The organism is Lacrimispora sp. (genome assembly GCF_032078915.1).
In the GTDB taxonomy this organism is placed as follows: Bacteria; Bacillota; Clostridia; order Lachnospirales; family Lachnospiraceae; genus Lacrimispora.
In genome coordinates this window covers 28,675-53,996 of record NZ_DAMAUN010000037.1, presented here as the reverse complement: position 1 = coordinate 53,996, position 25,322 = coordinate 28,675, and the positions used below count along the sequence as shown (strand labels likewise).

The following is a 25,322-nucleotide window of genomic DNA, read 5'->3' as shown; positions in this document are numbered from 1 at the left end:
AGCAAGGTTGAATAAATGGTAGAATATGCAAGTCCTGCGATTCCTGCAAAGGTACCGCTAATGATATATGCGATAATCAGATACTTGTCAACATTAACACCGGATAGCCGTGTAGCCTCTTTATTGCTTCCAAGGGAAAGGATATACCGGCCGGTTTTCGTTTTGTTCAATACGATGGCCATAATGACGGCTGCTGCGATCAGAAGTACAAAGCCGGTGGGGATCAGTAGTCCACTTGCTGTTTTTATCTTGAAAAGGCAGCGGTACCAGCCTTCAGGATCAGAGCCGGATTTCCAGGTAACTGACTGGGCACCTGTGATAATGGAACCGATTCCCTTTGACAGCATCATCGTGCCAAGGGTAGCGATAAAAGGCGGCAGCCCCATTTTAGCCACCAGCAAGCCGTTTATCACACCAAAGATCATGCCGATGAGAATACAGATAATGATTGTCAGCCACATTGGAAAACCTTTGTTTACACTCAGATAACCGGCCACCAGACCTGACATGGTCAATACAGTACCAATCGACAGGTCGATCCCGCCCGTTGCAATTACAAAGCAGATGCCAATCGCCATAAATCCGATATAATACGATGCGTCAAATATATTTACCATGGTATTGTAGGTGGCAAACCGGGGATTCATTATGCCAAATACCCCGTAAATGACAATCAGTGCCAGCAATGCCACCAGTCTCTGTGTACCGATTGCCTTTACAACCGGATTGTTTTTCAGTTTTTCCATCTCTTTCTCCTCCTGGATTAATTTCTCAAGGTGGCCGCAGTCATGATACGTTCCTGCGTCACTTCTTCAATGGGAAGCTCTCCTGTGATACGTCCCTCACACATTACGATGACTCTGTCACTCATACGAAGGATCTCTGTCATTTCTGATGATATCATGATGATGGATTTTCCCTGCTTTACCAGTTCATTCATTAAATGATAGATCTCACTTTTTGCACCTACATCAATTCCTCTTGTCGGTTCATCAAAAATCAGGATATCACAGTTTTTGATCAGCCATTTTGCAATAACTACCTTCTGCTGATTCCCTCCTGATAAGTTCATTACCAGCTGGTTCACGCTGGGAGTCTTGATGTTCAATGTTTTCACATATTGTTCTGCTTCCCTCTGTTCTTTTTCTTTTTCAATGAACAGACCCTGGGTAAAATCAGGCAGGGAGGCCATAGTTGCATTTTCGGCTACGGTTTTCTGGATGACAAGGCCAAACCGCTTGCGGTCCTCAGACAAATATCCGATTCCATGCTTTACCGCATCCTCTGTTGTCTTTATCTCCGCTTTCTTTCCATTAATGAATATATCTCCGCTTTCTTTTCTATCAGCCCCAAAGATCACTCTGGCCGTCTCTGTTCTTCCTGCTCCCATCAGACCGGAAAAGCCCAGGATCTCGCCCTTACGCAGTTCAAAGCTGACATCCTTCACCAATCTTCCGGCATTTAGATTCTCCACCTTAAGGACAACCGGTGCGTCCTCTGGAACATTGCTCACCTGCTTTGGCGTCTCATAAATGACACGCCCTACCATCATATTAATGATGTCATCCTTGGTGCAATCTCTGGTGACCAGCGTTCCTACATAACTGCCATCACGCATAATAGTCACCCGGTCTGTAATTACTTTGATTTCATCCATCCGATGGGATATGTAGACAATTCCCAGTCCTTTGGCCCGTAGATCCCGGATGATTTTAAACAGCTCCTCGATCTCTGCCTCTGTCAAAGCTGCTGAGGGCTCATCAAATACAATCAGCTTCACTTCTCTGGAAATAGCCTTTGCAATTTCACACATCTGCTGCCTGCCTACAGTCAGGTTCCCCATGATTTCCGCCGGGTTAATATCTATGTTCAGTTTATCGAACAGCTTCCTGGCCTCCCTGTTCAACTGGGAATCGTCGATCAGACCGCCCTTCATCATCTCCCGGCCAATGAAGATATTCTGTGCGACCGTAAGATGATTCATCATATTAAGCTCCTGATGCACAATGGCAATTCCTGTGTCCTGGGCTTCCTTTGGAGTGGTAAACTCCATCTCTTTTCCTTCAAACTCAATCGTACCGGAGTCCTTTGAATAAATACCGGTAAGTATTTTCATCAGTGTGGATTTTCCTGCACCATTCTCACCCATTAACGCGTGAACCTCGCCGCTTTTCACTTCCAGGTCCACATGATCCAGTGCATGCACACCGGGAAACGACTTGTCAATTCCCTTCATTCTAAGCATCACGTCGCCCACATTTTCACCTTCCATCTCCTCTGATTATGAGAGCGAACCGTTTCGCTCCTTCTTCTATCATTATATATTCTTCAATATTTTTTCCTATAGAGGATCTTACAAAAAAAGAGGAATATTTTACTTTTTCGTAAAATACTCCTCTTTTTCTTTCTTCTGTTTGATTGATGATGCCGTTATAACGGAAACTTTTTCTCGATTAAAACGGAAACAGCAGTTTCTGGTTTTCATCCGTGTAGATATTGTCTACCGTAATGATCTCAGTTTCAGAATATATGATCTTCTCTACCTTCTTTCCCTTTGCGATTTCCACGGCCTTTTGTATTCCTAAGTAACCCATGTTAAAGGGTTTCTGGACAATGAGCGTATCAATGATCCCTTCTTCCAGATACTGGATTCCCTCCACATCATTATCAAATCCCACAATATATATCTTATGTTTCAGATCCATTTCCCGCACGGCCCGGGCAACTCCGACTGTGGAATAGAGATTTAAACCGGCAATCAGATTGATTTCCGGCTTTTCTTCCAGAAGCTGCTTTGTCTGCTCATAAGCCTGTTCATAGTCTGAATTGCTGTATAATACAGTTTCAATCCGATTGTCGTATTTGCCTAGTCCATTCCTGACCCCCTGTTCACGTTCAATGGCGGTGGAAGAAGCTTTTACAAAAGACATAATGGCGATTTTCGTATCCTCTTTCATATAATCCAGCATTTTGTTGCCCATCTGGGTTCCTGCCTCTATGTTATCCGTGCTGACACAGCACTCTGCCAGATCCTCATCCAGCATGGAATCCAGCAGAACCAGTTTGATGCCGGCTTCCTTTATTTTCCATACGGAACCCGTCATCTCCGAATATCTGATGGGTGACAATGCGATCACATCGGGATTCAGCTTAATTGCTTCATCAATATATTTTTCCTGTGTTACATAATCGTTTTCAATTTGAGGAGCAAGGATGACGATATCAGCCTGGTACTCCCTGGCCGCACTTTTTGCGCCGGATATCATGGACATCCAAAAATCATTTGTTTCATCCATGACCTTAGGAATAAAAACAATCTTTACCTTTTTATTCTCTCTGAATTCTCCCAGCCGAATCAGGGATAAGGCAAAACAGGAAGCAGCCAACAGAAGCAACACTAAAACAATTCCATTTTTATGCTTTTTCATCTGTATCCTCCTTGCGCTCCGGCAGCAGAAAGGGGATTTCAATGGTAATGGTCGTTCCTATTTCCCTTTCGCTGTCCACCCAAATTCCATATTCCTCACCGTAATACAGCTTTAAGCGGTTCTGTATATTACCCAGCCCTACTCCATTGTGTTTTCCGCCGGTTTTATTTTTGTTCCGGAAAAGATTCTGCAGAGTCTCTTTTTCGATCCCTATTCCATCATCCATCACCTTAAGGATAACTTTATTTTCCAGACGATACCCTGTGATCCAAATATGACCGCACCCTTCTTTATACTTAAGTCCATGATACAGCGCATTCTCTACAAGGGGCTGCATAACCAGTTTTATGATATGGCATTCCAGTATATCCGAATTCACCTGGATATCAAAGGTTACCTTATCCCTATAACGCATCTGCTGAATTAAGAGATAATTTTTCGTGTATTCCAATTCCTGGCTGATTGTGACAAACACATCGGAATTCCCGATGGCCTGCCGAAAGAACCGGGCCAATATGGAAGTCATTTTTATGGCCTGCTGCGAATCATCGGTTTCAATCATCCAGATGATAGAGTCCAGAGTATTATATAAAAAATGGGGATTGATCTGTGACTGCAAAGCTTTCAGTTCGCTTTTCCGCTTTTCCACCTGTTCCGCCATATTCTTCTTCATCAATTCATCAATATGTTCCGTCATTCGGTTAAAGGACCGGTTTAAGCTGGCAATCTCATTATCTCCTCCTGCATCAATGTATACCGGCTGAAATCTTCCCTCCTGCACTTTCTTCATACCTGCCTGAAGCTGCTTGATGGGTTTTGTTATGCTGTCGGACAGGAATATGGCAATTACGCCTGCCAGGACGATCAGCGCCAGTGCCATGCCAATGTACATGGCTCTCATGGCCTGTTCTCTTTTTACCAGCTCAGAGGTATACACAACTCCTACAATGGTCCAGCCGGTTTTTCCTGAGCGAAAGGTGGTATAAATCTTATTCTCCCCGTTCTCATCTTTATAGGAGATTCCAGTTTTCTGATTCAGAACTTCTTTCAGCAGCTCATTTTTTACCCCGCTTAAGATCAGCTGCTGCTGGGGATGGTATACGATTTCCCCTTTCTGATCCACAATATATACATATCCTTTATTCCCCAGATGGATTGATTCACATAAGTCATTGATCACATCATAATTTAAATCAAGAATAAACAGTCCTTCCACCTTTTGGGTCTTGGGATTCTGGATTCCCCTGCTGAGTGTCACCACCCATTTATAATCTCCCTTCACCAGATTCTGGACATGGGAAGAGGAAATGACAATTTCACTTCCTGCCTCTTTTGCCTCCCGGTACCATTCCTTCTTTTCCAACTGTGCTCTGGTATTCATCGCACGGTTTCCGCCATTGATAAAATACCTGCCATTGTTTCCAAGGATCGCAATATTGTAAATATCCTTTCTCACCTGAAGAATGGTCTGGAATTCTTCCTTCAGATGAGGCCACACTCCGGTTTCATCATCACCAAACAGATATTCCCGCATGTCCCGGTTGCTGACAACCACATGAGAGATGTTTTCCATATGATCTACATAATTTTCGATGCTTAAGTTTACCTGTTCAATCAACCGGCGGCTGTTCTCTTCGGAATTTTCCATCAGGTTCTCTTTGGTATATTTTATAGAAAAGAACATGAATGCAGTCACAATCAGCAGAACCAGGCAGGAGAAATAAATGATCATGCTGGTACGAATGCTTTTAAACCTTATTTTCCTAATCATTTTTTCCCTTCTGTCCGGTTACGGATTTTGCATATTCCCTGGGTGTAATCCCCACAGTCTTTTTAAAAATAGAACTGAAATAATTGGAATCACTATACCCACAGCGTTCTGCAATCTCATAGGTTTTCATGGTTGTGTTTTTCAGCAGTTCCTTAGCCGCTTCCATCCTGGCCTTTGTCAGAGCCTCCACAAAGGTCATACCGGTATAATTTTTAAATGCGGAGCTGAAATAACTGACACTGATCGCCAGCTTACTGCACACCTCCTGAAGGGAAAGACTGCATTCGGAATAATGCTCCGAGATATAATTAAGGGCCATTGCCGCCCGTTCTTCTCCATAGCTGCTGCGGTTCCTGTTCATGATATCTGCCGCAGAATCAAAAAAATCCAGCAGCTTTTCTTCCATTTCAGAGATATAACTGCATCCGTAAAGGCCGGAAAGAAGCTCCTGCCCCTTTAGGAAAAGATCAGCATCCTCCATGTTCAGACGCTCCAAAGAATTCATCACGGCCAAAATAAGGCTCTGACAGAAAATTACAACCTTGGTTCGTGAAAGCCATTTCTCGCTGCATTCGTCCCGGATCGAGGAGACTTCCCGTCGTATCTCCTCCTTTAAATTGCTCTGGACGGCAAGAACCAATCTCTTTTCCCTGTCATTTTTTTCAAATCCGGCATCTGGCTGAAACCGGCATTTCTGGTATTGATCCCATTCATATACGTGGGTTTCCTTTTCCAGATAAAGGTATTCCTTCATTCCCAAGGCTTTTTCATAAGAAAGATTTAAGCCGTTTAAATTCATGACAGCGATCCCCATCAGACAGAACACTTCAATCCCTAATCTGCTGCTGATGTCCTGTACCATCGTTTGGCATAAGCGGGCCATATTATGATCCGTATCGTCGCTGCGGCACCGCTTAATATACGCAATCATGGTTCCGTCATTTCCTTGAAAGGCCAGAACATCCTCCGGGTATTTGGCCCTGGTAAATTCCGTCATTTGCTCCAAATCCATCCGGCTGACCGGCTCTCTTGGAAAGAAAATTGCAGCACAGTAGCTGTCTCCACGAAAATTGATTTTAAATTCTCTCAGCTTTTCCCCTATGGCTTCCTCCGGTACCTTTCCCTGGGCCAGCTGAAGCAGAAACTGGTTTTCCAGCAATGGATAGCTGTCTTCGTACCGGATACGCACCTGCTGATTATTCCTCTCATCCTCCAGAGTCTTATGGATTTCCATTAAGTTTTCCGTCAGCTCAGCCGATGTGACAGGCTTCAATATATAGGAAAACACATGATATTCCAGCGCTTTTTTTGCATATTCAAATTCTTCATATCCCGTAATAATTGCTACCTTGGTATTTTGGGCATTTTCATATACATACTTTGCAAGTTCCAGCCCATCCACATAGGGCATGCAGATATCTGTGAGAATCAAGCTGACCGGTTCCCGGTCAATAAATGCTATGGCCTCCCTGCCGTTCTCACAGGTACCAACCAATTCGTAGCCCAGTTCCTCCCATGGGATTTTTTTAGAAATCCGTTCCCGGATTAATATTTCGTCATCCACCAGCAATACTTTATACATGTTTTCCCCCGTCAAACAATCCTTCCTATGGACTCTCCCTCTGACAGCATGGTCTGGAGTATTTCCACCTGTGGTTCCCGGCAGTTGCCGTTCTTTAACCGTTCCATCATAATCTCAGCTGCCCTCACAGCAATTTGTTCCATGGGCTGTGTGATCATCCAAAGCTTAGGCTTCACCACCTGAGCCAGCATCATATTGTCAAACCCGATTACGGAAATTTCCTTTGGAAAAGAAACATTCTGTTCATTCATAGCAATCACGGCCCCAAGTGTAATCTCATAATTACTTAAAAACACTGCTGTCGGCCGTTCTTTCATGTTTAACATTTTTTTCATGGCTTCATACCCGTGCCCAACAGTCAATTCTCCCTTCAGGATGCAGGCTTCTGCCCCTGGTTCATCCATGGCCCCGCAAAAACCATAAAGCCGCTTTCTGGCCGTATAATAATGCTCATCCCCGCAGATCATTCCGATCCTGCGGTGTCCATATGCCAGCAGCTTCTCCACCGCCAGCCTTGATGCCGTTTCATTGTCAACAATCACGCTGTCAAATTCCTGATCTTCGAAAATCCGGTCAATCAGTACAATAGGAATCCCCCGTTCCCTGGCAGGTTTTAAATAACCGGAATTTTCAGACGTGGGAAAAGTGATAATTCCATCCACCTGTTTGCCCAGGAGAAACTGTATCTCTTCCGCCTCTAATTCAGGATTTCCACGGCAGTCACAAAGAAACATCCCATATCCGTGCTGTCGGAGAATGTCTTCCATCCGGGATATGATGGTTCCTGCAAAAATATTTTTCAAATCATGGAGCAGGACTCCTACGATCCTGGTCTGCCTTGTTTTTAGGCCCCGGGCAACTTCATTGACTTCGTAATGGAGTTCCTCTATGGCCCTGCCGATTGCCGCCCTGTTTTCCGGCAGAACATTGCCGCCATTTAAATATTTGGAAATCGTAGCCAATGACAGCCCTGTCAGCTTTTGAATGTCTCTTATTGTTGCGCCCATAGTCTTCCTTTCCTGACCGCGAAACGTTTCGCTCTTTTTCCTTTTCATTATACATAATCTACGGCAAAAAGAACAGTATCAAAATTACATGCTCCCCACGGCTCACAAAAAGAAAGAGGAGCTTCCTCTCCGGCAGCTCCTCTTTCTTTTCCCTATTTTACAATGTAGCCATCCTCATCCCACAGGTCATGCCAGTCTGATGCTCCTTCCCAGAGGAACACCTGCCCTTTTACCAACCGGTTATTGCGCTCCAGGGTTGCAATTGTTTTCATCTCATCCTCTGTAAGCGGATCTTCTGTCATGGCTCTTAAGTTGCTGACATACTCTGCTTCATAAATGGAAAATGGAATGGGGATCTGCCCTCTCTGTCTGGCCCATTTGAGTGCAATAAGGGCCGGATGGCATCCGTGAGCCTCTGCGATTTTCTTCATCTCAGGCTGCTGTAAGTCTGCAATATCTTCCTGGCACATATCCCGTTCCGGACGCTGAGGCGAACCAAGGGGCATGAAGCCTACAGGCTGAATCTTATGTGCCACAAGATAATCAAACAGCTCCTGCTGCTGGAAGCAGGGATGAAGTTCCATTTCACAGGCGGCGGGCATAACCTTCATCAACGGCAAAACTGCTTCCAGCTTCGGTATGGTCATATTGGAAATGCCAATGTTGCGGATAAGTCCTTTTTCTACAAGAGCCTCACACTGTCTGTATGTACGGATGAATTCCTCTGTGCTGAAGGGTCTGGAATCCGGATTGCGGGAATCTGCATCACAATGAGGGGCATGATAGTTCGGAAACGGCCAATGGATAAAGAACAGGTCCATATAGCCGCACTGCAAGTCTAAAATGCTCTTTATGCAGGATTCCTCTACCCGCTCATGCATATCATTCCACACTTTTGTCATGATAAACAGTTCTTTTCTATCCACCACGCCTTCCTCAAACGCATCCTGGAATACCTTTCCGATCTGGTCCTCATTGCCGTAGCAGGCGGCACAGTCAAACATCCGGTATCCGCAGCGGATTGCCCCTGCCACCGCAGAGGACACCTGCTCCGGGGTAAAACGGTCAGAACCAAAGGTTCCCATTCCAACACAGGGAATCTGCTCTCCCGTATACAGTGTTACTTTCGGCACATCTGCCGGATTAATAAATTCTCCCATCTGTTTATTCTCCTCTTCATTTTTTCTTGTTTATTATAAAATCGTTATGGTATAACTTAACTCTTCTAAAAGCCCTGGTTCTGCAATCAATACATTTCTCTTGTGCTCCAACACATCGTCTTCATCGCTGCAGGTGGAAAGACCGGACCATGGCTCCATAGCAATAAAAGGTCCGTTGTTGTTCGAGGACCACAGAATCAGATACGGAAACTGTGGAAACTCCAATTGGATTCCTTTATGCTCCTGCCTGTGGATGTACTGTATTTTCCGGGATTTTAACTGATCAAAGATCATTGCATCCTCTTTAAACAGGTCGTTATTTAAGCGTAATGTATTACTGCCTTCCAGCATGGCCGTTCTTTTTCCCATATCGATCAGTCCTGTCTCTGTCACAGGAGCAGGAACCGTACAATTTTCCTCCCGTTCAAAAACAATCTTATAGTCGGAATAATCCTCACCGCTGTCCAGGGGACAATTAAATGCAGGATGACCTCCTATGAAAAACGGCATATTTGCAGTATCCCCGTTCAAGATCCCATAGGTTACCTGTATCTGCTTTTCCTTCAGCGTATAAGTGATGGACAGACGGAATTGATAGGGATACTGAGCAAGCATAGACTCATTTTCCTCAATGGAGAAACAAATTTTGTCTTTGAAAATGAATTCCAGTTTAAATTCTTCCTTCCGTACAATGCCATGCCTTGGCATGTGAACCGGCGTTCCATCTTCCGTCACTGCCTGGTCTTCTCTCAGACTTCCGCAGATGGGAAACAGCACAGGCGCCTGGCCGCTCCAATACCGGGAGTCTCCCTGCCATAAATATTCCCGTCCACTCTTGTCCCTGATTGAGGTCAAACCTCCGCCTTTTGTTGTAAATTCCACGCATAAATCGTCATTCTCCAATTGATAATTCATTGCATCCCCCGATCCTGCATATTTCAATCTCCGGCAGCAGCCGTTCCATATCCTCAAGTCTGTAATATCCGGTTTCTTCCCTTAATGCTGCGGCTGCTGAAATAGCGCTGGCTTTTCTAAGGATTTCTTCCACAGGCAGGCCCTGGCTAAGCCCCAGGGCAAAACCGGCAATCATTGAATCCCCGCACCCCACCGTATTAACCGCATGGATCTTTGGCACTGTGGCCCGGTAAACTCCCGTATCACAAACAACGAAGGATCCGTCTTTTCCAAGAGAAACCGCCACGATTTCCACTCCACGCCTATGGATCTCACCGGCTGCCCGGATCATCTCATCCAGGCTGTCACAGGACTTTCCGGTCAGCATCCGGATTTCGTCCAAATTTGGCTTAATCATGGTTGGCCGGGCCTCTATCCCCATCTCAAGAAGCGATCCGCTGGTATCCAGTATCACCTTTTTTCCAAGGTCTTTTCCAATCTTTATCAGGCGCTGGTATGCAGTTCCATTAAGACCTTTTGGAACGCTTCCAGATATAGCCACCACCTCTGCCTGTCTGGCCAATTCTTCAAACTGCCCAGTAAACCGCCAGAAATCTTCCATTGAAACTGTAAAACCCGGCTCCAGAAATTCTGTCTGGATTTTATTTTTCTCATCCCAGATATTAATGCAGGAACGGCTTTCCTCCTTTAAATGACAGAATGCACTTTTAATCCCAAATGGCTTTAATGAATCCTCAATATAGCTTCCCGCATGGCCGCCGATAAAACCGGTAGCAACCACTTGGGCACCGGCAATAGCAGCCGGCTTGGAAACATTCAGTCCTTTTCCGCCAGGAGTATAAGTACATTCCTTTACCCGGTTTACTTCTCCTATGCAAAACCCATCCACTACATAGCGTTTATCAATTGCCGCATTCAGTGTCACCGTCAGTATCATAGCTGCCTCCTATTCTTCATTTACCAGCAGCACTTTTCCCTTGACATGGCCTGGTAACTTGAACATCTGGAAGGCCTCCTGTGCCTGGCTCATGGGAACCTTTTTATAGATAAAACCCGGATCGAACTTAAGCTGTCCAGTCGCAAAGTAGTGTGCAGTCAGGTTCCACTCTTTTCCAGGGAATGGGGAACTGTATGACATCCAGGAACCGGTCAGATAAAATTCCTTCCGGTTCATATTTTCCCACATGGCCGGAGTAAACTCAAGTTCCTCGTGGGGAGTGCCTACAAAGCACACATGGGCTTTATTAGCCGCCAGCTCAAAGGCCATATGCATGGTGGGAATCTGTCCGGCTGTCTCAAATACGTAAGAAAACCCTTTCCCATCAGTGATAGCCATGGCCTTTTCCATATAGCCATCTTCTGTGGTGTTGACGGTTTCATCGGATCCCAGCCTTTTTGCAAGCTCCAGACGCTCATGGCTGATATCAAATACCACCACTTTTCTGGAACCAAATATTTTAGCCCACTGCATCGTAAACATGCCTATGGTTCCGCCGCCTAAAACAGCAACATACTCACCGCCCTTATACTCATTCTGGAAAATCCCATGAAGGGCAACAGTAGATGGTTCAAACATGGCGCCCTGCTCATAGGAAATGCTCTTATCAAACACAACCGCGTTCTGCTCCGGTAATACGACGTAATCCGCATTACTTCCCTGCTGTCTGGAACCGATAAAGCTATAATGCTTGCAGAGGGAAAAGTTTCCATTCTGACAATCATCACATTTCATACAGGGAAGCAACGGTGCTCCGGATACTCTGTCACCGACCTTAATTTTCTTAACGCCCTCTCCTACTTCCACCACATCACCGGAAAATTCATGTCCCAGCACGATGGGATAATAGTGGACTCCATGATGCAGTACTCTGGGTATATCAGAACCGCATATGCCGGATGCTTTCACTTTCACTTTTACCAGTCCCGGTCCTGCCACCGGTTCCTCATAATCCTGATATTTCACATTTTCATTTGCACAAACTACTGCCGCTTTCATTTTCATCCTCCTACTTTTCCATAATTGTCTGTAAGGAATCGTATATGTCCAGATAATTCCGGTAATTCCGGTCATATACCTCCCGATTGTCCTGATTTGGTACATGGTAGCGCTTATTTTTAACTGTTATCTTTACCGCATCTTCAAAATTCCCATAGACGCCTACTCCTACGCCAGCCAGAATGGCAGCGCCAAGGGTGGTGGCGGTATCGGAAGAAGGAACTGCAATGGGCTTTCCCGTCACATCCGACTTGATTTGTGTCCATAAAAGGGAATTTGCAGAACCTCCCATTGCCCGGAGTACACTCACCTTAGCGCCTGCATGCTCGGCAACCTCCAGATTATGCTTTAAGGACATGGCAACGCCTTCCATGGCTGCACGGATTAAATGCCCTTTTGTCTTGCTGAAATCCAGGCCATAATAAACACCCTTTGCCTTTGGGTTCCAGATAGGAGAGCGCTCACCTGCCATATAAGGCAGAAAGATCAATCCATCACTTCCCGGAGCAGTTTCCTGCGCCAGATCATTAAACAAATCCAATGAGCTTCTGCCGCAGCGCCTGCCTTCTTCTCTCTCATAATCAGCCAATTCCCGCTCTAGCCAGCGCATCACTCCGCCGCCGCCTGTTGTACCGCCCTGAAGCAGCCACAGGCCGGGAATTACATGGTAACCAAGAATCAGCCGCATATCTGCCTTATATTGATCCATACAAATGCTCATTCCGCCTGCCTGCCCGCCCTGTTCCTGTGTTTCTCCCGAATGGATCACACCGGCGCCAAGGGTTCCGCAGGCAGCATCAAGACCCCCGGCCACGACAGGAGTCCCGGCAGCAAGGCCGGATTGTGCCGCTGCATGGTCAGTCACTGTTCCGATCACTTCATGGCAGGAATAGATCTCGGGCAGGATCCCTTCCGGGATACCCAGCGCTTCACACATTTCCTGATTCCAGGTACCTGTATGCATATCAAAGCAATGCAGTCCGTATCCCTGAGAGACATCCTGCGTCATTTTTCCAGTCAGCTTACATGCGATGTAGCTGTTAGACTGGAGAATTTTATATGTATGCTCATACACCTGAGGAAGATTTCTCTGATACCAGATGATTTTAGCTGTGGTATAGGATGGCTGAAGAGAATTGCCGGAAATTTCAAAGATTCTTTTTTCTCCCACCCTGTCATTTAATTCCTTGCAGATATCGTTTGCTCTGGTATCCATCCAGATTGGCGTATCAGCCAGAACATTTCCTTCCCGGTCAACCGCTACTGCCGCCCAGCTCTGCCCGTCGATTCCGATTCCGGCAATTTGCCCTGCCGGGATTTTGGATTGTTCCAATACCCCTTTTATCCCGCGGCAAATCCCTGTCCACCAGTCCTCCGGGTTCTGCTCCGCCCAACCTGGCTTTGGATAATAAACCTCATATTCTTCGCTGGCAGAGGAAATAACATTTCCTCCCTGGTCAAAAAGAGCCACCTTGCAGGCGCTTGTACCGATATCGATTCCCAATAAATATGGTCCCATATCATTCTCCGTCCTGTTTCTATTTTGCCTTATGGTCGCATCCGCATACCAGGATGCGGTTTTTTACAAGTTCCTTTACAGCCTCCATTCCAACGCCTCCCAGTTTTTTGGGATCAAACATATCCGGATTTTCTGCAATCAGCTTCTTACCTGCATCTGTGTAGGCAACTCTTAGTTCTGTTGCAAAATTCACCTTGCACATACCTCTCTGCACGCACTCCCGGATATCCTCGTCTCTTAAGCCTGACGCACCATGAAGTACCAGGGGGATTGAAACCAGCGACCTGACCTCCGAAACTCTTTCTTTGTCCAGAACAGGCGTATCTGCATAGAATCCATGGGCCGTTCCAATGGCTATTGCCAATGAATCCACCCCCGTGCGTTCAACGAACTCCCTGGCCTCTGCCGGGTCGGTATTCGTATCTCCCTCGGCTTCCAGATCATCTTCCTTTCCGCCCACCTTACCCAGCTCCGCTTCCACCGTAACACCGCAGGCTTTTGCAACCTCTGCCACCTTTTTAGTAAGGGCGATATTCTGTTCAAAGTCCTCATGGGAGCCGTCGATCATGACCGATGTATAACCTGCCTGGATGGCCCGCACCGCAAGCTCAAAGCTGCTTCCATGATCCAGATGGAGGCATACCGGAATACCGGCCTTTTCAGCCTCCGCAGCTACCAGGGCCTGATACGTTTTCAAGGTTCCATACTTTACAGTAGACGGTGTGGTCTGAAGGATCACCGGAGCCTGCAGCTCCTCAGCTGCGGCAATGACCGCCTTTACCATCTCCATATTTTCCACATTAAATGCTCCTACTGCGTATCCACCCTTCTGTGCATCCAGCAGCATCTGTTTCGACGTAACTAATGCCATTGTACTTCCTCCTTAAATGTGATGGTTTTTTTGTTCTGACTTTAATTATAAAGATATTTCCCTAAATAATTAGTGCCTTATGAGACAACCCAAGGCTGATAATGTCGTGTTTTCGAACATCTTGACTTAGGTCTCCTCTCTTGGTAAACTGGTGATAGCAACGGAAAACAGGAGGTACGCTATGAGAACGGTATATACTGATCTGAATATTAAGATTACTATTAATGATACAACATTCCTTGTTCTGAACATTGTGTTCGAGCGCTTTCTACGTTCCATGCCCAGGCACAGCCATGGGAACAACAGCTACGAGATCCATTACATTCCCTATGGTCATGGAACTGTCTATATTGATGACCAGGTTTACGATATTACCCCTAATACCCTTTACATGACCGGTCCCCATGTGGAGCATGAACAGATCCCTATTAAAAATGATCCAATGACAGAGTATTGCATCTATTTCAAGCTCCAGAGTTCCGGTGCCGGGAATCTGGGAACAGAAACCGTGGCATATAAATTCCAGCATACCCATTTCTGGTTCGGTCAGGATACCCAGGAGTTATATCCGCTGATGCAGCAGATTTTCTTTGAACTGGAGCACCGGTATACCGGTTATATGATTCAGGTAGAAACTCTGCTTCAGCAGTGTGTGGTGAAGATTGTCCGCAATTATGAAAACATGCGGCAGTCAAAGGTACATTTTTCTCCGTCCAATTTAGTGGACAGCAAATATATCATTGTTGAAGAAAGTTTTCTTTATGAATATGAGACCCTTACTTTAGAAAACCTGGCCGCACGCCTTGGCTTAAGCATCCGGCAGACAGAACGATTTTTAAAAGAATACTATGGTAAGACATTTCTTCAGAAAAAGACTGAGGCAAAGATGTCCATGGCTAAAATTTATCTAAACGACGCCGGCTTAAACATTTCAGAAATTGCCGACCGGCTCAATTATTCATCTGTCCAGCATTTTTCCTATGCCTTTAAGCAGTATTACGGAATTTCAGCAAGCAATTATCGGAAAAACTGTCAATAAAACATGCACTTTTAACGGAAGGCGGTCAAGCCTCACTTTCAAAGTGCATGTTTTTCTACTTTCTATAATTCGGCAGATCCAATATAGTCTCTTGTTATTCCCCATTTTCCTTGGCAGACAAGTTTTTATATATCACAGGAAATTAATCCCTAAGATTCATACATTTTATGAAATACCTTTTTCACAATTACTACGGAACTCATTATAAGGAATACATAAACACATTTAAATATATCCAGCGAAAATAAATAAATCATAGAAATCCTGACGTGACTCGCATAATTTATAATGCTTCCAAACACATTCGTAGATACAAATGCAACAGCATATATAATAATCTGATATAAGTTGAGAACCATCAAAGAATCTTCTGTTTTCACAAGGCTGTGCTGTAGAATTGTCATCATAAGATATACACCAGATGCAATTACTCCGCTTAGCAGTGAAAACATGGTAACAAATACAACATTTATCATACTGCCTGAAAGATTTACAGGGAGCATGATTAAAACCACCATATATATTAAATACAGCCTGCATATGTATCTGCTTCCCTTTTGTAAATTCCTATCTAGGACCCTGCCCATTAATGGAAGGATCAATGTTCCACCTAAATTGTTTAATGTTATATATAATGATACCAGCTTTGAGGAATATCCCAGCACTGTTTTAAGATAAACTACATTCAGCGTAAATCCAATGCACAGAAATAACAGGTCTAAAATAAGCGCCCATAGTATTTTCTTATTATCACTTAGCTGCTGCAAGAATGGTCTGCTAATTTTATTGCCATCATTATTATCTATGATAATCTGTTTCCTGCTTATTTTTCTGATTGCATAAAACTGTAATGAAAGGCCAAATAATGATACGTACAATAGTACTTTGTATTGAAAGCTGTTCATAACATCACCAACAAAGAAAGTCAGGAGAAAAACAAATATTGTGTTCAGTGACATAAATACGAACCGCATACGGCTAAAGAACTGACCTCTGTCTCTAATTGTTGTAATTTCCCTCATTAAAGGCTGCCAGCATATACCAACGCCATATTCTGCGGAAATCTGATAAATAATTATTAAAGCAGTATATTTCCAGACCCCCAGCAAGTTCCATGGAACAGATAATAGTACTGCTATAAAAATTACTTTTACAATAATACTGATTTCTATCATTTTCACTTTACTCCCCCCTCTCAAGACGAATATCAGCGGAAGCCTCACCAATGCAACCAAAGGTATTAATGATAAAATAAAGGTGATATTTTCAATCTTAAATAAAAGAATATCGGTTAGAAACAGCACCATAATATCACCTGTCAGTGTGTTCGTAATTATCTGGTTAAAAGAGTTAAAGATAATCGCCTGCTTCTGGCAATATTTTTTCTCACTATTAACACCAATGTCTTCCATTCTTTTCCTTTCTATTGCCATCCCTCTTATTTTCATATTCTCTGAAATACATTTTCCATTCTTTTTATCATTGCATTTCACAGAATACACGTTTTATTGACAAATCATTTGAAACTATTATAATAATATTAATGTTAAAAAAATATCCATATATTGATTGTTTTTATCATTAAATTGAGGTGCCTATGCAAATTTCAGTTGATCATCAACATAGAGAGTTAAAAATGCATGGATCAAAAGAATATCCCATTTTAATCAGTAAAGAAGTGCTGTCCAGATATGACAGAGGTTATTTTCTGGATCATTGGCATCCAGAAATAGAATTCACATATATTATAGAAGGTGAAATTCTATATACAATCAATGGTATTGAACTTCTATTAAAAAAGGGACAGGGAATCTTCTGTAATCAAAACATGATGCATAGCGGGAAAATGCATAACAGGCAAGAATGTAAGTATTTATCCATCACATTCTTACCTAAGCTCATTTATGGCTTTGAATTAAGTCGTATTAAAACAAAATATATAGATGAAATCGTTAAAAACCCGTTTTTCTCTTACCTTTTGCTGCTAGACAATGACCAAGGTGCAAGAAATATCTTGGAAATTTTATCAGGGATTAATACTTTGCAATTAATCAATAAAGAAATCAATGAATTAAAACTGCTTACACTTTTAACCTCCATATGGATGAATTTATATGATTGCTTTGAAAAATCAAAAGATGAATTATCAGTAAGTTCTTATAATGAAAAGGAGCTGAATCGGCTAAAGAAAATATTAGAATACATACATAATAATTATGGCAATAAGATATCTTTAGAAGAGATCGCCGGTACCATAAACATTTGTACAAATGAATGTTGCCGATTCTTTAAGAAATATATGAATGCAACGATAAGTGCCTATATATTAGACTATAGAATTGAAAAAAGTCTATACCTATTAGATAATACAGATTTAAGTATTACAGAATTAGCCCATAATATAGGTTTTTCCAGTGGAAGCTATTATACACAGGTTTTTCGTAAGAAAATGGGATTTACTCCCATTCAATATAGGAATAGAAAAAATGATCATATATAAAAAAGCGATTCTTCATGGTTTTTATGATGTGACCCCAATAAGTTGGATTTTTTGGTCTAACTTATTGAGGTCAGTTCATTATTATCATTGCAGAACCGCTTTTTTATTTTACAGCTTAATTTTATATTTTAAATGAATAATAATACGACTTCCCCTTTTCCGTCAGCCGCCGGATATCCACCTTAAAGATATCACTGATACAGCTATGTACCCTGTGGTCCGAAGCTTCCTCATAAGCAACCACCCTCCCATTTTCCATCACAGCCAGCCGGTCTGAATAATTGAGAGCCAGATTGAGATCATGCAAAACCAGAACAATGGTTTTTCCAAGTTTCCTGTTTAAACTGCTGATAAGCTCCATAATTTCATAGGAAACATTAATATCAAGATAAGTTGTGGGTTCATCCAGAATAATAACCGGCGTATCCTGAGCCAGCACCATGGCAAGAAAAACACGCTGACGCTCTCCTCCGGAAAGCTGACGCACATTTTTATTTCGAAGAAACTGGCAGCATGTCATTTTCATGGCATATTCCGTCAGCCGTTTATCCTCAGCAGAAGAGAAACTGACCGGAGACTGGTGGGGATATCTTCCTGACATCACCGCATCTTCCACTGCCATATCCGGTACGTGGCTGCTTTGAAGCAGCACGGATACGTTCCTGGCAAACTCCTTCCGTTTCATACCGCCGATTTCCTTATTCTCTAAAAATACCTTTCCCTTATCAGGATGCAAAAGCCGGGAAGAAAGCTTTAACACCGTGCTTTTACCACATCCGTTGGGTCCGACGATGGTGGTTATCTTACCTTTTTCAAAATTTAAGTCCATCCCACGGATCAGCGGCTGCCTGTTATAAGAATAAGTCACATCCTCAAGCCTGATCATAATTTCCATCATCCCTTCCGCCTGTTTTTTAGAATCAGATAAAGAAAAAACGGCCCTCCCAAAAAGGACATCAAAATACCCACCGGCAGTTCATAGGGCAGGAATAAGGTTCTGGCAAGCAGATCACACAAGATTACGAAGATACCACCTGTCAAAGCACTTGCGGGGATGACATACCGGTTGTCCTGCCCGATCATTATTTTCACCCCATGGGGAACCAGAAGACCAACAAAACCGATCATCCCGGCAAAGCTGACGGCCGCACCTGCAAGTATGGCTGCAATGGCCAAATAGATGCATCTGCAGGCATTTACATTCATGCCCAGGGTTTTTGCGCTGTCTGCCCCAAGATTTAAAATGTTTAAACCCTTGGAACAAAGCAACGCCAGAATAAAGCCTGCGGCAATAAAAACCGATGGATATACAAGTACATTGGAAGTAACAGAGGAAAGTCCTCCCACCAGAAAATTTCCTACGCCTACGTAGGCATCCGGATATAAAATCATAACCGTATTCATTCCTGCGCTGAAAATACTGTTAACCGCAAAGCCTGTTAATACCAGCATGACCCTTGACAATCTGCCGGTCATGGTAATGGCAAGAACCAGAAGACAGGCAAGGAGCGCACCGGAGAATGCCGACAAAGGCAGGAGGAGCGGGTCTGCCGGAAGAAATGCAGATGCCAGCAAAACAAAAAGTCCGGCTCCTGCATTCACGCCTATGATATTAGGACTTGCCAGAGGATTGTTTAACACGGACTGAATGATCGCACCGGATACTGCAAGTGCGCTTCCTGAAAGCAGGGCAGCTGTGACTCTCGGCAGGCGTACCGTAAGGAGAATCCGGTATAAAAAATCATCAGGCTCTCCTGCAGACAGGGTCGCTGCGAGAACAGATGGCCGGATGTTACTGGTACCCAGACACAATCCCAGCATAACCGAAATCAAAAGCCCTGCAGCTGACAAAAGGATAAGCAGCCGCGCCTTATTATTTCTTTCCATATAGAATCTCCCAAAGGGTTTGATAGCTTTCTCCCCATTTTTCATTGGGCTTATAAAGGAACTTTTCCTTTGGCAAAAGGATATATCGGTTATTTTTAACGGCAGTCAGGCCATTCCATGCCGGATTCTTTTCAATGCTTTCCTTTAAATTCTTCATGGCAAGAGCATCGTCATTACCCATGGGGATCACAAAAATATAGTCCGGATCTTCTTTTATGATGCTTTCCACGTTAAACTCCTTTAACAGACTCTGATTCTCGTCGGCTATATTTTTACAACCCAGATCATTTAACATTTTTCCTGTCATAGTCTTGGAATTTTGCGCCACCGCTCCGCCGGAATAAGTAATAAGAAGTAAAACAGAGGGTGGCTCCTGAGCGTTTGCCCTGGAAAGGATTTCCTCAATCTCTGTTTTCACAGCCAGCCCATTTTTTTCATACAACTCTTCTCTCCCGGTTATTTCCGTACAGGTCTTAAGCATGGACAGATAATCCTCAAAATATGTCACTTTAAAATAGGCAGCTGTAATGCCAGCTTGTTTCAAAACCTCTTTAAGCGCTGCATGTTCCTTGGTTTCGGATGACAATAGAACCAGATCCGGGTTTAAGGCTATGATTTTTTCTACATTGGGACTGTTATATTTCCCCACGGATACAGTTTCCTCCGAAAGTTCCAGCCCTCTTTCATCAAATGCATCATCCGTTACACCGGCCAGCCTGCCTCCGGCTGATAACCAGACTTCTGCAAAGCTCCCCATCAAAGCAACCACACGCTCCGGTTTCCGGACCGTCACCTCCTGCCCAAGAGCATCGGTAAAACAGTATCCCTCCGGCATGACGGCAGCCGGTTCCCCTGTCCTTTTGCCGCACCCGGCAAGCATATTTACTATCATAAAAAGCATCACTGCATACACCATGGTTTTTTTCTTCAATTTATCAAGGCACCTTCTTTGCATAATTGTTTTCCGTAAGCGCAATAGCTGTCTTCTGCCATATAATCGCCGTCATGATAATATCCTGCTCGCGCACGGCAGCCTCCGCACTCTTCTTCGTAAATGCAGTCACGGCATGTCCCCTTGTAATCCCGGGTGCGCAGGGTTTGAAACAGGCTGCTGTTTTTCCATATTTCATCAAACGGTTCCTTGCGGATATCTCCTGCTTCCTCAACCATATAGGCACAGGGACGGACCTTTCCAACAGGGCTTACCACGCAGTAGGAAAGTCCGGCCAGACATCCTCTGGTAAAGCGGGTATCAACTTCCAACTCCTTTGCAACTCTTGTAAATTGAGGGGCGCAGGTGGGTTTGATATCAATGGAAACCTCCTTCTGCTTCTTCATGATAGTCTGAAGAAGCCTTTCGTACTCCATGACTTTCAGCGAAGTTTCTTCTAAAAATCTCCCTCTGCCAACCGGAATCAGGAAAAACAGGTAATTGGCTGCAGCGCCTGATTTCACACTGAAATCAATAATATCTTCCACTTCTTCCTGATTCCAGTCCATGACCGTAGTATGTATCTGAAAAGGCAGGCCGGCTTTTTTACAATTCCTGATTCCTTCTAAGGTCAGCCGGTATGCATTTTCATCTCCCCTGAAACGGTTATGTTTTTGTTCATCCAGGCTGTCAAGGCTGATTCCCATGACTGCAGCCTTGCACTTCTTTAAATTTTTTGCCGCTTCCTCTGTAATCAGCATACCGTTGGTGCCAAAAACTGGCCGAAGGCCCGCACCGGCTGCATAGGATACCAAAGTATAGATATCCGGGCGCATTAACGGTTCCCCGCCACTGAATATCATAATGCGAAAACCGGCCCTGGCAATTTCATCGATTAGCTTTTTGGCCTCTTCCGTTGTTAATTCATCTGCCTTTTTACTGCCGGCATCCTGGTAACAATGCTTGCACTTAAGATTACACTGGTTTGTTGTCATCCATGAAACGATCATATGCTTTCTCCTTGTACTGTTCTTTAAACCATTCAATTCATCATAATTCCATCAGCCCTTTTTCATTCCATAATTTTATGATTTTTACCGATATATTGAAAACAAACGTTGTTTTCAGGACTTTCCAGAAGTCGAATCCATCATAAGCTCTAAATTCAAAACCAGCGGAAAATCAGATAAATTCTTTAAGACTTTCATGGAAAACAGGTGTAATCATATGGTTTTTAATAAATAGTATCAATAACGATTCCTCATGTGTTGTAATTACAACAACAAAATGGGAAATCATATGTTATGATAAACATATCAAAGAAACCAGACTTTCATCGCATACAGAAAGGAAGAAAAATGGCACACTATATAAAAATTACTGACACCATTTACGATATAACTGAAAAATACCCCGAAACGATCGGCCTGTTTGTTGCAAATGGTTTTGAGCAATTAAACAATCCAATCATGCGCAACACTCTTGGTAAGACGGTCACTCTGGAAATGGCCTTATCCATGCGAAAGCTCAATCAGGAACTTTTCATAGAAAAACTGGAAGAAACCATTAAGCAAAACCTGCCGGACCTCACTTCCGGGCTTACCCCTACGAAAAAAGAAGAAGGCGGCGATATCCGCATTGAAGGGGTGCTCCCCTGCCCCATTCGCCTTCCTCTTTTGGAAAAGTTCGAAGCCTGGATGGCTTCCCAGAAGGATTCCATGGACTATAAGGTAGACTACAATTTAAAATCTGCCAACCTTGGGCTTGATGATGTAAAGGAACGGATCATTGCCGCAGACGGCAACGCTGATGCCTTATCAGATCTCTATCTTTCAGCTGGCTTTGACTTGTTTTTTGATAAAAGCCTTATGGGACGCTACCGGGATTCCGGTACCTTTGAAGATATTTCAGATATTAAGCAAATAAATCCTGATTTTGACAATGAGGCCATTTCTTTAAAAGATCCCAGAAACCAATATGCCATCATCGGCATTGTTCCTGCGGTCATCATGGTAAATACCGCTGTTTTAGGAGACCGTCCTTTTCCCGAAAGCTGGGCGGATTTAATGAAGCCTGAATTTGAAAACAGCGTCAGCATGCCAATGAAGGACTTGGACATGTTTAACGCATTTTTGCTGCACATCCACCGGTATTATGGGGATGAGGGCATTGAAAAAATGGGAAAGGCTCTTTTGCGCAGCATGCATCCGGCCCAGATGGTAAAATCCCATATTTCTAAGGATGGAAATAAGGTTCCTGCCGTTACGATTTCCCCTTACTTTTTTGCCAGCATGGCAGATGAGAAAAGTCCCCTCCGGCCCGTATGGCCAAAGGATGGTGCGATCATCAGTCCGATTTTCCTCTTGGCAAGTACAAAGAACAGGGAGAAGGTTAAACCATTTGTGGACTTCCTGTATTCCAAAGAAATAGGTGAAATCCTTTCCTCTAACGGAAAATTTCCTTCTACCAATCCGCTGGTAGACAACCACTTAAAACCAGATCAGAAATTCATGTGGCTTGGCTGGGATTATATTCACAGCCATGATATCGGAGAGCTTATTAAGACTACAGAACGGCTGTTTTATCAGGCAGCGGAAAAGGAGGCTTTATGAATCTGATCATTGTTTCAGGCCCCCCTTCCTCCGGGAAGACGTCTGTGATATTAAAAACCATCGCATCTTATCAGAGCAGAAATATAAAGGTAGGTGTTGTCAAATTTGACTGTCTTTATACAGATGACGACGCTGCCTATGAAAAAGCCGGTATACCGGTAAAAAAGGGACTTTCCGGTGCTTTATGCCCAGACCATTTCTTTGCTTCCAATATTGAGGAGGTGGTAAATTGGGGCAATGAGGAAAAGCTGGACTTACTCATCACAGAATCCGCCGGTCTTTGCAACCGCTGTTCCCCCTATTTAAAGGAAATCAAGGGAGTATGCGTCATCGACAATCTTTCCGGCATCAATACCCCGAAAAAGATCGGTCCCATGTTAAAATCCGCTGATTTTGTGGTGATCACAAAAGGGGATATCGTTTCCCAGGCAGAACGTGAGGTTTTCGCCTCCTGCGTAAGCTCCATAAACCCCCGTGCCGTTACCATGCATGTAAACGGCTTAACCGGGCAGGGAGCCTACGAGCTGGGAAGCCTTCTCTATGATGAAAACCAGAACATCGAGTCCGTCCAGGGCATGCAGCTTCGCTTCCCCATGCCTTCCGCCCTCTGCTCCTATTGTCTTGGAGAAACAAGGATCGGAGAAGCATTTCAGATGGGAAACGTTAAAAAAATCAATTTGGGGGCAGATAAGACATGATGGAATTAAGCTTAGACCAGCTTCTTAAAGAATATCCCTTTGTAAGCGCATACTTTGAACAAAACAGGCTGGATATTGCCGGGTATGGGGATAAGACCTTCCGGGAATATTTAGAGCATTTTACTGAGGAAGAATTAGAGGACCAGGCCATTGACAAGGAAAAGCTCCTGTCCAATCTTCCTGTTTACTTAGAACAGATGAGTGCGTTTCTGGGGCTTGAAAAAAGCAACCGGGTCCTTTCCATGACAATTCTGCCGGGTCATGACAAATCCGGCAATCCGGAAGGATTTTCAGAGCTTACGGCGGAAACCTCTCAGATCATTTCCATCGTAGGACCTACAGGGTCCGGCAAAAGCCGCCTTTTGGCAGATATTGAATGGGCGGCACAAAAGGATACGCCTACGGGCCGCAGCATCTTGATCAATGGCGGGAAACCGGATAATAAATGGCGTTTCTCCTCCAACAACCGGCTGGTGGCGCAGTTGTCCCAGAACATGAATTTTGTCATGGACCTTACGGTAGAAGAATTTTTAAGGATGCATGCCGTAAGCCGTCTGGTGGAAAACCCCCAGACTGTAATTGAACAGATCATCCTTGCCGCCAATCATCTGGCAGGTGAAAAATTTGACTTGACCACTCCTGTCACCAGTTTAAGCGGAGGACAGTCCAGAGCCCTGATGATCGCAGATACTGCTATTTTAAGCTCTTCTCCCATTGTTCTTATCGATGAAATCGAAAATGCCGGAATTGACCGTAAAAAGGCTCTTGAGCTATTGATCTCCTCCGATAAGATCGTCTTAATGGCAACCCATGACCCCCTTCTGGCCCTTATGGCGGACAAGCGGATCATTATAAAAAACGGCGGAATCAGCAAAGTACTGGACACCAGCGAGGAAGAAAAGCGCTTGTTAGAAGGGCTTGAAAAAATGGATTCCCTGATACAGGCAGCACGTCAGGAGCTGCGTAAGGGAAGTACCTTGTCTGCAAACATCCTGGATATGGAACAATCATTATAATTTGACAGGTTAAATCGTTAACATTTCAGGCGGCGGATGGATCAGACATCCGCCGATTTTTGTATAATGAAGCTTTGGCTCTTTCTGAACCCAGTCAGCCATCCAGCCCTGACGCAGTTCGGCAAAGGAAAACAGCTAATATGACAAAGTTATACATTTTATTTAATAATGGCAAACAGATTGCAAAACAGGACCCTCTTTGGTAAAATAAGGATGTAAGATTATGCGATCTGCAGTATATTATGTCATATTATGATATCTGTATTGATAATGGGAGGGGATACACATCGGTACAAGTAGAATACGAAAATATATCTGTCTGCACTTAGCGGTATTGCTGCTTTTAAGCGCTTGTCAAACCAAGACCGACTCTTCCTCAGATATAAAAGC

Annotated in this window: 22 protein-coding genes; 5 read left to right on the top strand and 17 right to left on the bottom strand. The window is 44.0% G+C overall.

Features of this window, described 5'->3' with window-relative positions; genetic code table 11:
- The 12 genes from RT269_RS15545 to RT269_RS15490 all read right to left on the bottom strand — a co-directional run.
- A partial coding sequence (locus RT269_RS15545; protein ID WP_313183878.1) for an ABC transporter permease occupies positions 1 to 746 on the bottom strand: 746 nt, incomplete at its 3' end.
- Positions 747 to 763: 17 nt separating this feature from the next.
- On the bottom strand, positions 764 to 2,257 hold the full coding sequence (locus RT269_RS15540; RefSeq protein WP_312448374.1) for a sugar ABC transporter ATP-binding protein: 1,494 nt from the start codon (positions 2,255 to 2,257) through the stop codon (positions 764 to 766).
- Between the two features lie 196 nt (positions 2,258 to 2,453).
- Entirely contained in the window at positions 2,454 to 3,428 is a 975-nt protein-coding gene (locus RT269_RS15535) for a substrate-binding domain-containing protein (RefSeq protein ID WP_313183876.1), read from the bottom strand.
- A complete protein-coding gene (locus tag RT269_RS15530) occupies positions 3,415 to 5,199 on the bottom strand; it encodes a cache domain-containing sensor histidine kinase (RefSeq protein WP_313183874.1) in 1,785 nt (594 codons plus the stop codon). The genes RT269_RS15535 and RT269_RS15530 overlap by 14 nt, the downstream gene beginning before the upstream one ends.
- The gene (locus RT269_RS15525) at positions 5,192 to 6,781 is read right to left on the bottom strand and encodes a response regulator transcription factor (RefSeq protein WP_313183873.1); all 1,590 of its coding nucleotides are present in this window, start codon (positions 6,779 to 6,781) and stop codon (positions 5,192 to 5,194) included. The genes RT269_RS15530 and RT269_RS15525 overlap by 8 nt, the downstream gene beginning before the upstream one ends.
- 11 nt (positions 6,782 to 6,792) lie before the next feature.
- On the bottom strand, positions 6,793 to 7,788 hold the full coding sequence (locus tag RT269_RS15520) for a LacI family DNA-binding transcriptional regulator (protein WP_312504053.1): 996 nt from the start codon (positions 7,786 to 7,788) through the stop codon (positions 6,793 to 6,795).
- Between the two features lie 152 nt (positions 7,789 to 7,940).
- On the bottom strand, positions 7,941 to 8,948 hold the full coding sequence (locus tag RT269_RS15515; protein ID WP_313183871.1) for an aldo/keto reductase: 1,008 nt from the start codon (positions 8,946 to 8,948) through the stop codon (positions 7,941 to 7,943).
- 33 nt (positions 8,949 to 8,981) lie between these two features.
- On the bottom strand, positions 8,982 to 9,863 hold the full coding sequence (locus RT269_RS15510; protein ID WP_313183870.1) for an aldose 1-epimerase family protein: 882 nt from the start codon (positions 9,861 to 9,863) through the stop codon (positions 8,982 to 8,984).
- Complete coding sequence (pfkB, locus tag RT269_RS15505; protein ID WP_313183869.1) at positions 9,841 to 10,800, bottom strand: 1-phosphofructokinase; 960 nt, start codon at positions 10,798 to 10,800, stop codon at positions 9,841 to 9,843. The genes RT269_RS15510 and pfkB overlap by 23 nt, the downstream gene beginning before the upstream one ends.
- 9 nt (positions 10,801 to 10,809) lie before the next feature.
- Complete coding sequence (locus RT269_RS15500; RefSeq protein WP_313183867.1) at positions 10,810 to 11,859, bottom strand: galactitol-1-phosphate 5-dehydrogenase; 1,050 nt, start codon at positions 11,857 to 11,859, stop codon at positions 10,810 to 10,812.
- Between the two features lie 10 nt (positions 11,860 to 11,869).
- Positions 11,870 to 13,378 carry a xylulokinase gene (locus tag RT269_RS15495; RefSeq protein ID WP_312448349.1) on the bottom strand — a complete coding sequence of 503 codons (1,509 nt, stop codon included), beginning with the start codon at positions 13,376 to 13,378 and terminating at the stop codon, positions 11,870 to 11,872.
- A gap of 19 nt (positions 13,379 to 13,397) precedes the next feature.
- The gene (locus tag RT269_RS15490; protein ID WP_312448350.1) at positions 13,398 to 14,249 is read right to left on the bottom strand and encodes a class II fructose-bisphosphate aldolase; all 852 of its coding nucleotides are present in this window, start codon (positions 14,247 to 14,249) and stop codon (positions 13,398 to 13,400) included.
- A gap of 181 nt (positions 14,250 to 14,430) precedes the next feature.
- Between RT269_RS15490 and RT269_RS15485 the strand changes: the two genes are divergently transcribed.
- Positions 14,431 to 15,288, top strand: a complete 858-nt coding sequence (locus tag RT269_RS15485) for an AraC family transcriptional regulator (protein WP_312504045.1) — start codon at positions 14,431 to 14,433, stop codon at positions 15,286 to 15,288.
- 149 nt (positions 15,289 to 15,437) lie between these two features.
- Here RT269_RS15485 and RT269_RS15480 read toward each other — a convergent pair whose 3' ends face one another.
- A complete protein-coding gene (locus RT269_RS15480; RefSeq protein WP_313183865.1) occupies positions 15,438 to 16,721 on the bottom strand; it encodes a hypothetical protein in 1,284 nt (427 codons plus the stop codon).
- A 164-nt stretch (positions 16,722 to 16,885) separates the two neighbouring features.
- Between RT269_RS15480 and RT269_RS15475 the strand changes: the two genes are divergently transcribed.
- Positions 16,886 to 17,788, top strand: a complete 903-nt coding sequence (locus RT269_RS15475) for an AraC family transcriptional regulator (protein WP_312448356.1) — start codon at positions 16,886 to 16,888, stop codon at positions 17,786 to 17,788.
- Positions 17,789 to 17,909: 121 nt separating this feature from the next.
- On the opposite strand, the gene RT269_RS15470 is transcribed toward RT269_RS15475, so the two are convergent.
- Genes RT269_RS15470 through nirJ2 form a run of 4 tightly spaced genes read right to left on the bottom strand, consistent with a single transcriptional unit; the run spans position 17,910 to position 21,616 of the window.
- Positions 17,910 to 18,686 carry an ABC transporter ATP-binding protein gene (locus RT269_RS15470; RefSeq protein ID WP_312448357.1) on the bottom strand — a complete coding sequence of 259 codons (777 nt, stop codon included), beginning with the start codon at positions 18,684 to 18,686 and terminating at the stop codon, positions 17,910 to 17,912.
- Positions 18,683 to 19,675, bottom strand: coding sequence for a FecCD family ABC transporter permease (locus RT269_RS15465; RefSeq protein WP_313183863.1), 993 nt, complete (start codon positions 19,673 to 19,675; stop codon positions 18,683 to 18,685). The genes RT269_RS15470 and RT269_RS15465 overlap by 4 nt, the downstream gene beginning before the upstream one ends.
- Positions 19,662 to 20,606 (bottom strand): ABC transporter substrate-binding protein, encoded by a 945-nt coding sequence (locus RT269_RS15460; protein WP_313183862.1) that lies wholly within the window; start codon positions 20,604 to 20,606, stop codon positions 19,662 to 19,664. The genes RT269_RS15465 and RT269_RS15460 overlap by 14 nt, the downstream gene beginning before the upstream one ends.
- A complete protein-coding gene (nirJ2, locus tag RT269_RS15455; protein WP_313183860.1) occupies positions 20,603 to 21,616 on the bottom strand; it encodes a putative heme d1 biosynthesis radical SAM protein NirJ2 in 1,014 nt (337 codons plus the stop codon). Before nirJ2 ends, RT269_RS15460 begins: the two co-directional genes overlap by 4 nt.
- Before the next feature lie 348 nt (positions 21,617 to 21,964).
- Here nirJ2 and RT269_RS15450 point away from each other — a divergent pair, with 348 nt between their 5' ends.
- From RT269_RS15450 to RT269_RS15440, 3 genes are read left to right on the top strand one after another with little or no spacing between them, the layout of a single operon-like run.
- Positions 21,965 to 23,218: an ABC transporter substrate-binding protein gene (locus RT269_RS15450; RefSeq protein WP_313183858.1), complete on the top strand. Its 1,254-nt coding sequence runs from the start codon at positions 21,965 to 21,967 to the stop codon at positions 23,216 to 23,218.
- On the top strand, positions 23,215 to 23,916 hold the full coding sequence (locus RT269_RS15445; protein ID WP_313183856.1) for a GTP-binding protein: 702 nt from the start codon (positions 23,215 to 23,217) through the stop codon (positions 23,914 to 23,916). Before RT269_RS15450 ends, RT269_RS15445 begins: the two co-directional genes overlap by 4 nt.
- On the top strand, positions 23,913 to 24,932 hold the full coding sequence (locus tag RT269_RS15440) for an ATP-binding cassette domain-containing protein (RefSeq protein ID WP_313183855.1): 1,020 nt from the start codon (positions 23,913 to 23,915) through the stop codon (positions 24,930 to 24,932). The genes RT269_RS15445 and RT269_RS15440 overlap by 4 nt, the downstream gene beginning before the upstream one ends.
- The last annotated feature ends 390 nt before the right edge of the window (positions 24,933 to 25,322 follow it).

Bases quoted from the DNA above. Each gene is read 5' to 3' on its own strand.
- pfkB (WP_313183869.1), bottom strand. From the start codon at position 10,800: ATGATACTGACGGTGACACTGAATGCGGCAATTGATAAACGCTATGTA.
- RT269_RS15500 (WP_313183867.1), bottom strand. From the start codon at position 11,859: ATGAAAGCGGCAGTAGTTTGTGCAAATGAAAATGTGAAATATCAGGAT.
- RT269_RS15440 (WP_313183855.1), top strand. From the start codon at position 23,913: ATGATGGAATTAAGCTTAGACCAGCTTCTTAAAGAATATCCCTTTGTA.
- RT269_RS15530 (WP_313183874.1), bottom strand. From the start codon at position 5,199: ATGATTAGGAAAATAAGGTTTAAAAGCATTCGTACCAGCATGATCATT.
- RT269_RS15480 (WP_313183865.1), bottom strand. From the start codon at position 16,721: ATGGCAATAGAAAGGAAAAGAATGGAAGACATTGGTGTTAATAGTGAG.
- RT269_RS15475 (WP_312448356.1), top strand. From the start codon at position 16,886: ATGCAAATTTCAGTTGATCATCAACATAGAGAGTTAAAAATGCATGGA.
- RT269_RS15525 (WP_313183873.1), bottom strand. From the start codon at position 6,781: ATGTATAAAGTATTGCTGGTGGATGACGAAATATTAATCCGGGAACGG.
- RT269_RS15450 (WP_313183858.1), top strand. From the start codon at position 21,965: ATGGCACACTATATAAAAATTACTGACACCATTTACGATATAACTGAA.
- RT269_RS15470 (WP_312448357.1), bottom strand. From the start codon at position 18,686: ATGATGGAAATTATGATCAGGCTTGAGGATGTGACTTATTCTTATAAC.
- RT269_RS15535 (WP_313183876.1), bottom strand. From the start codon at position 3,428: ATGAAAAAGCATAAAAATGGAATTGTTTTAGTGTTGCTTCTGTTGGCT.
- RT269_RS15465 (WP_313183863.1), bottom strand. From the start codon at position 19,675: ATGGAAAGAAATAATAAGGCGCGGCTGCTTATCCTTTTGTCAGCTGCA.
- RT269_RS15445 (WP_313183856.1), top strand. From the start codon at position 23,215: ATGAATCTGATCATTGTTTCAGGCCCCCCTTCCTCCGGGAAGACGTCT.
- RT269_RS15520 (WP_312504053.1), bottom strand. From the start codon at position 7,788: ATGGGCGCAACAATAAGAGACATTCAAAAGCTGACAGGGCTGTCATTG.
- nirJ2 (WP_313183860.1), bottom strand. From the start codon at position 21,616: ATGATCGTTTCATGGATGACAACAAACCAGTGTAATCTTAAGTGCAAG.
- RT269_RS15515 (WP_313183871.1), bottom strand. From the start codon at position 8,948: ATGGGAGAATTTATTAATCCGGCAGATGTGCCGAAAGTAACACTGTAT.
- RT269_RS15510 (WP_313183870.1), bottom strand. From the start codon at position 9,863: ATGAATTATCAATTGGAGAATGACGATTTATGCGTGGAATTTACAACA.
- RT269_RS15485 (WP_312504045.1), top strand. From the start codon at position 14,431: ATGAGAACGGTATATACTGATCTGAATATTAAGATTACTATTAATGAT.
- RT269_RS15490 (WP_312448350.1), bottom strand. From the start codon at position 14,249: ATGGCATTAGTTACGTCGAAACAGATGCTGCTGGATGCACAGAAGGGT.
- RT269_RS15495 (WP_312448349.1), bottom strand. From the start codon at position 13,378: ATGGGACCATATTTATTGGGAATCGATATCGGTACAAGCGCCTGCAAG.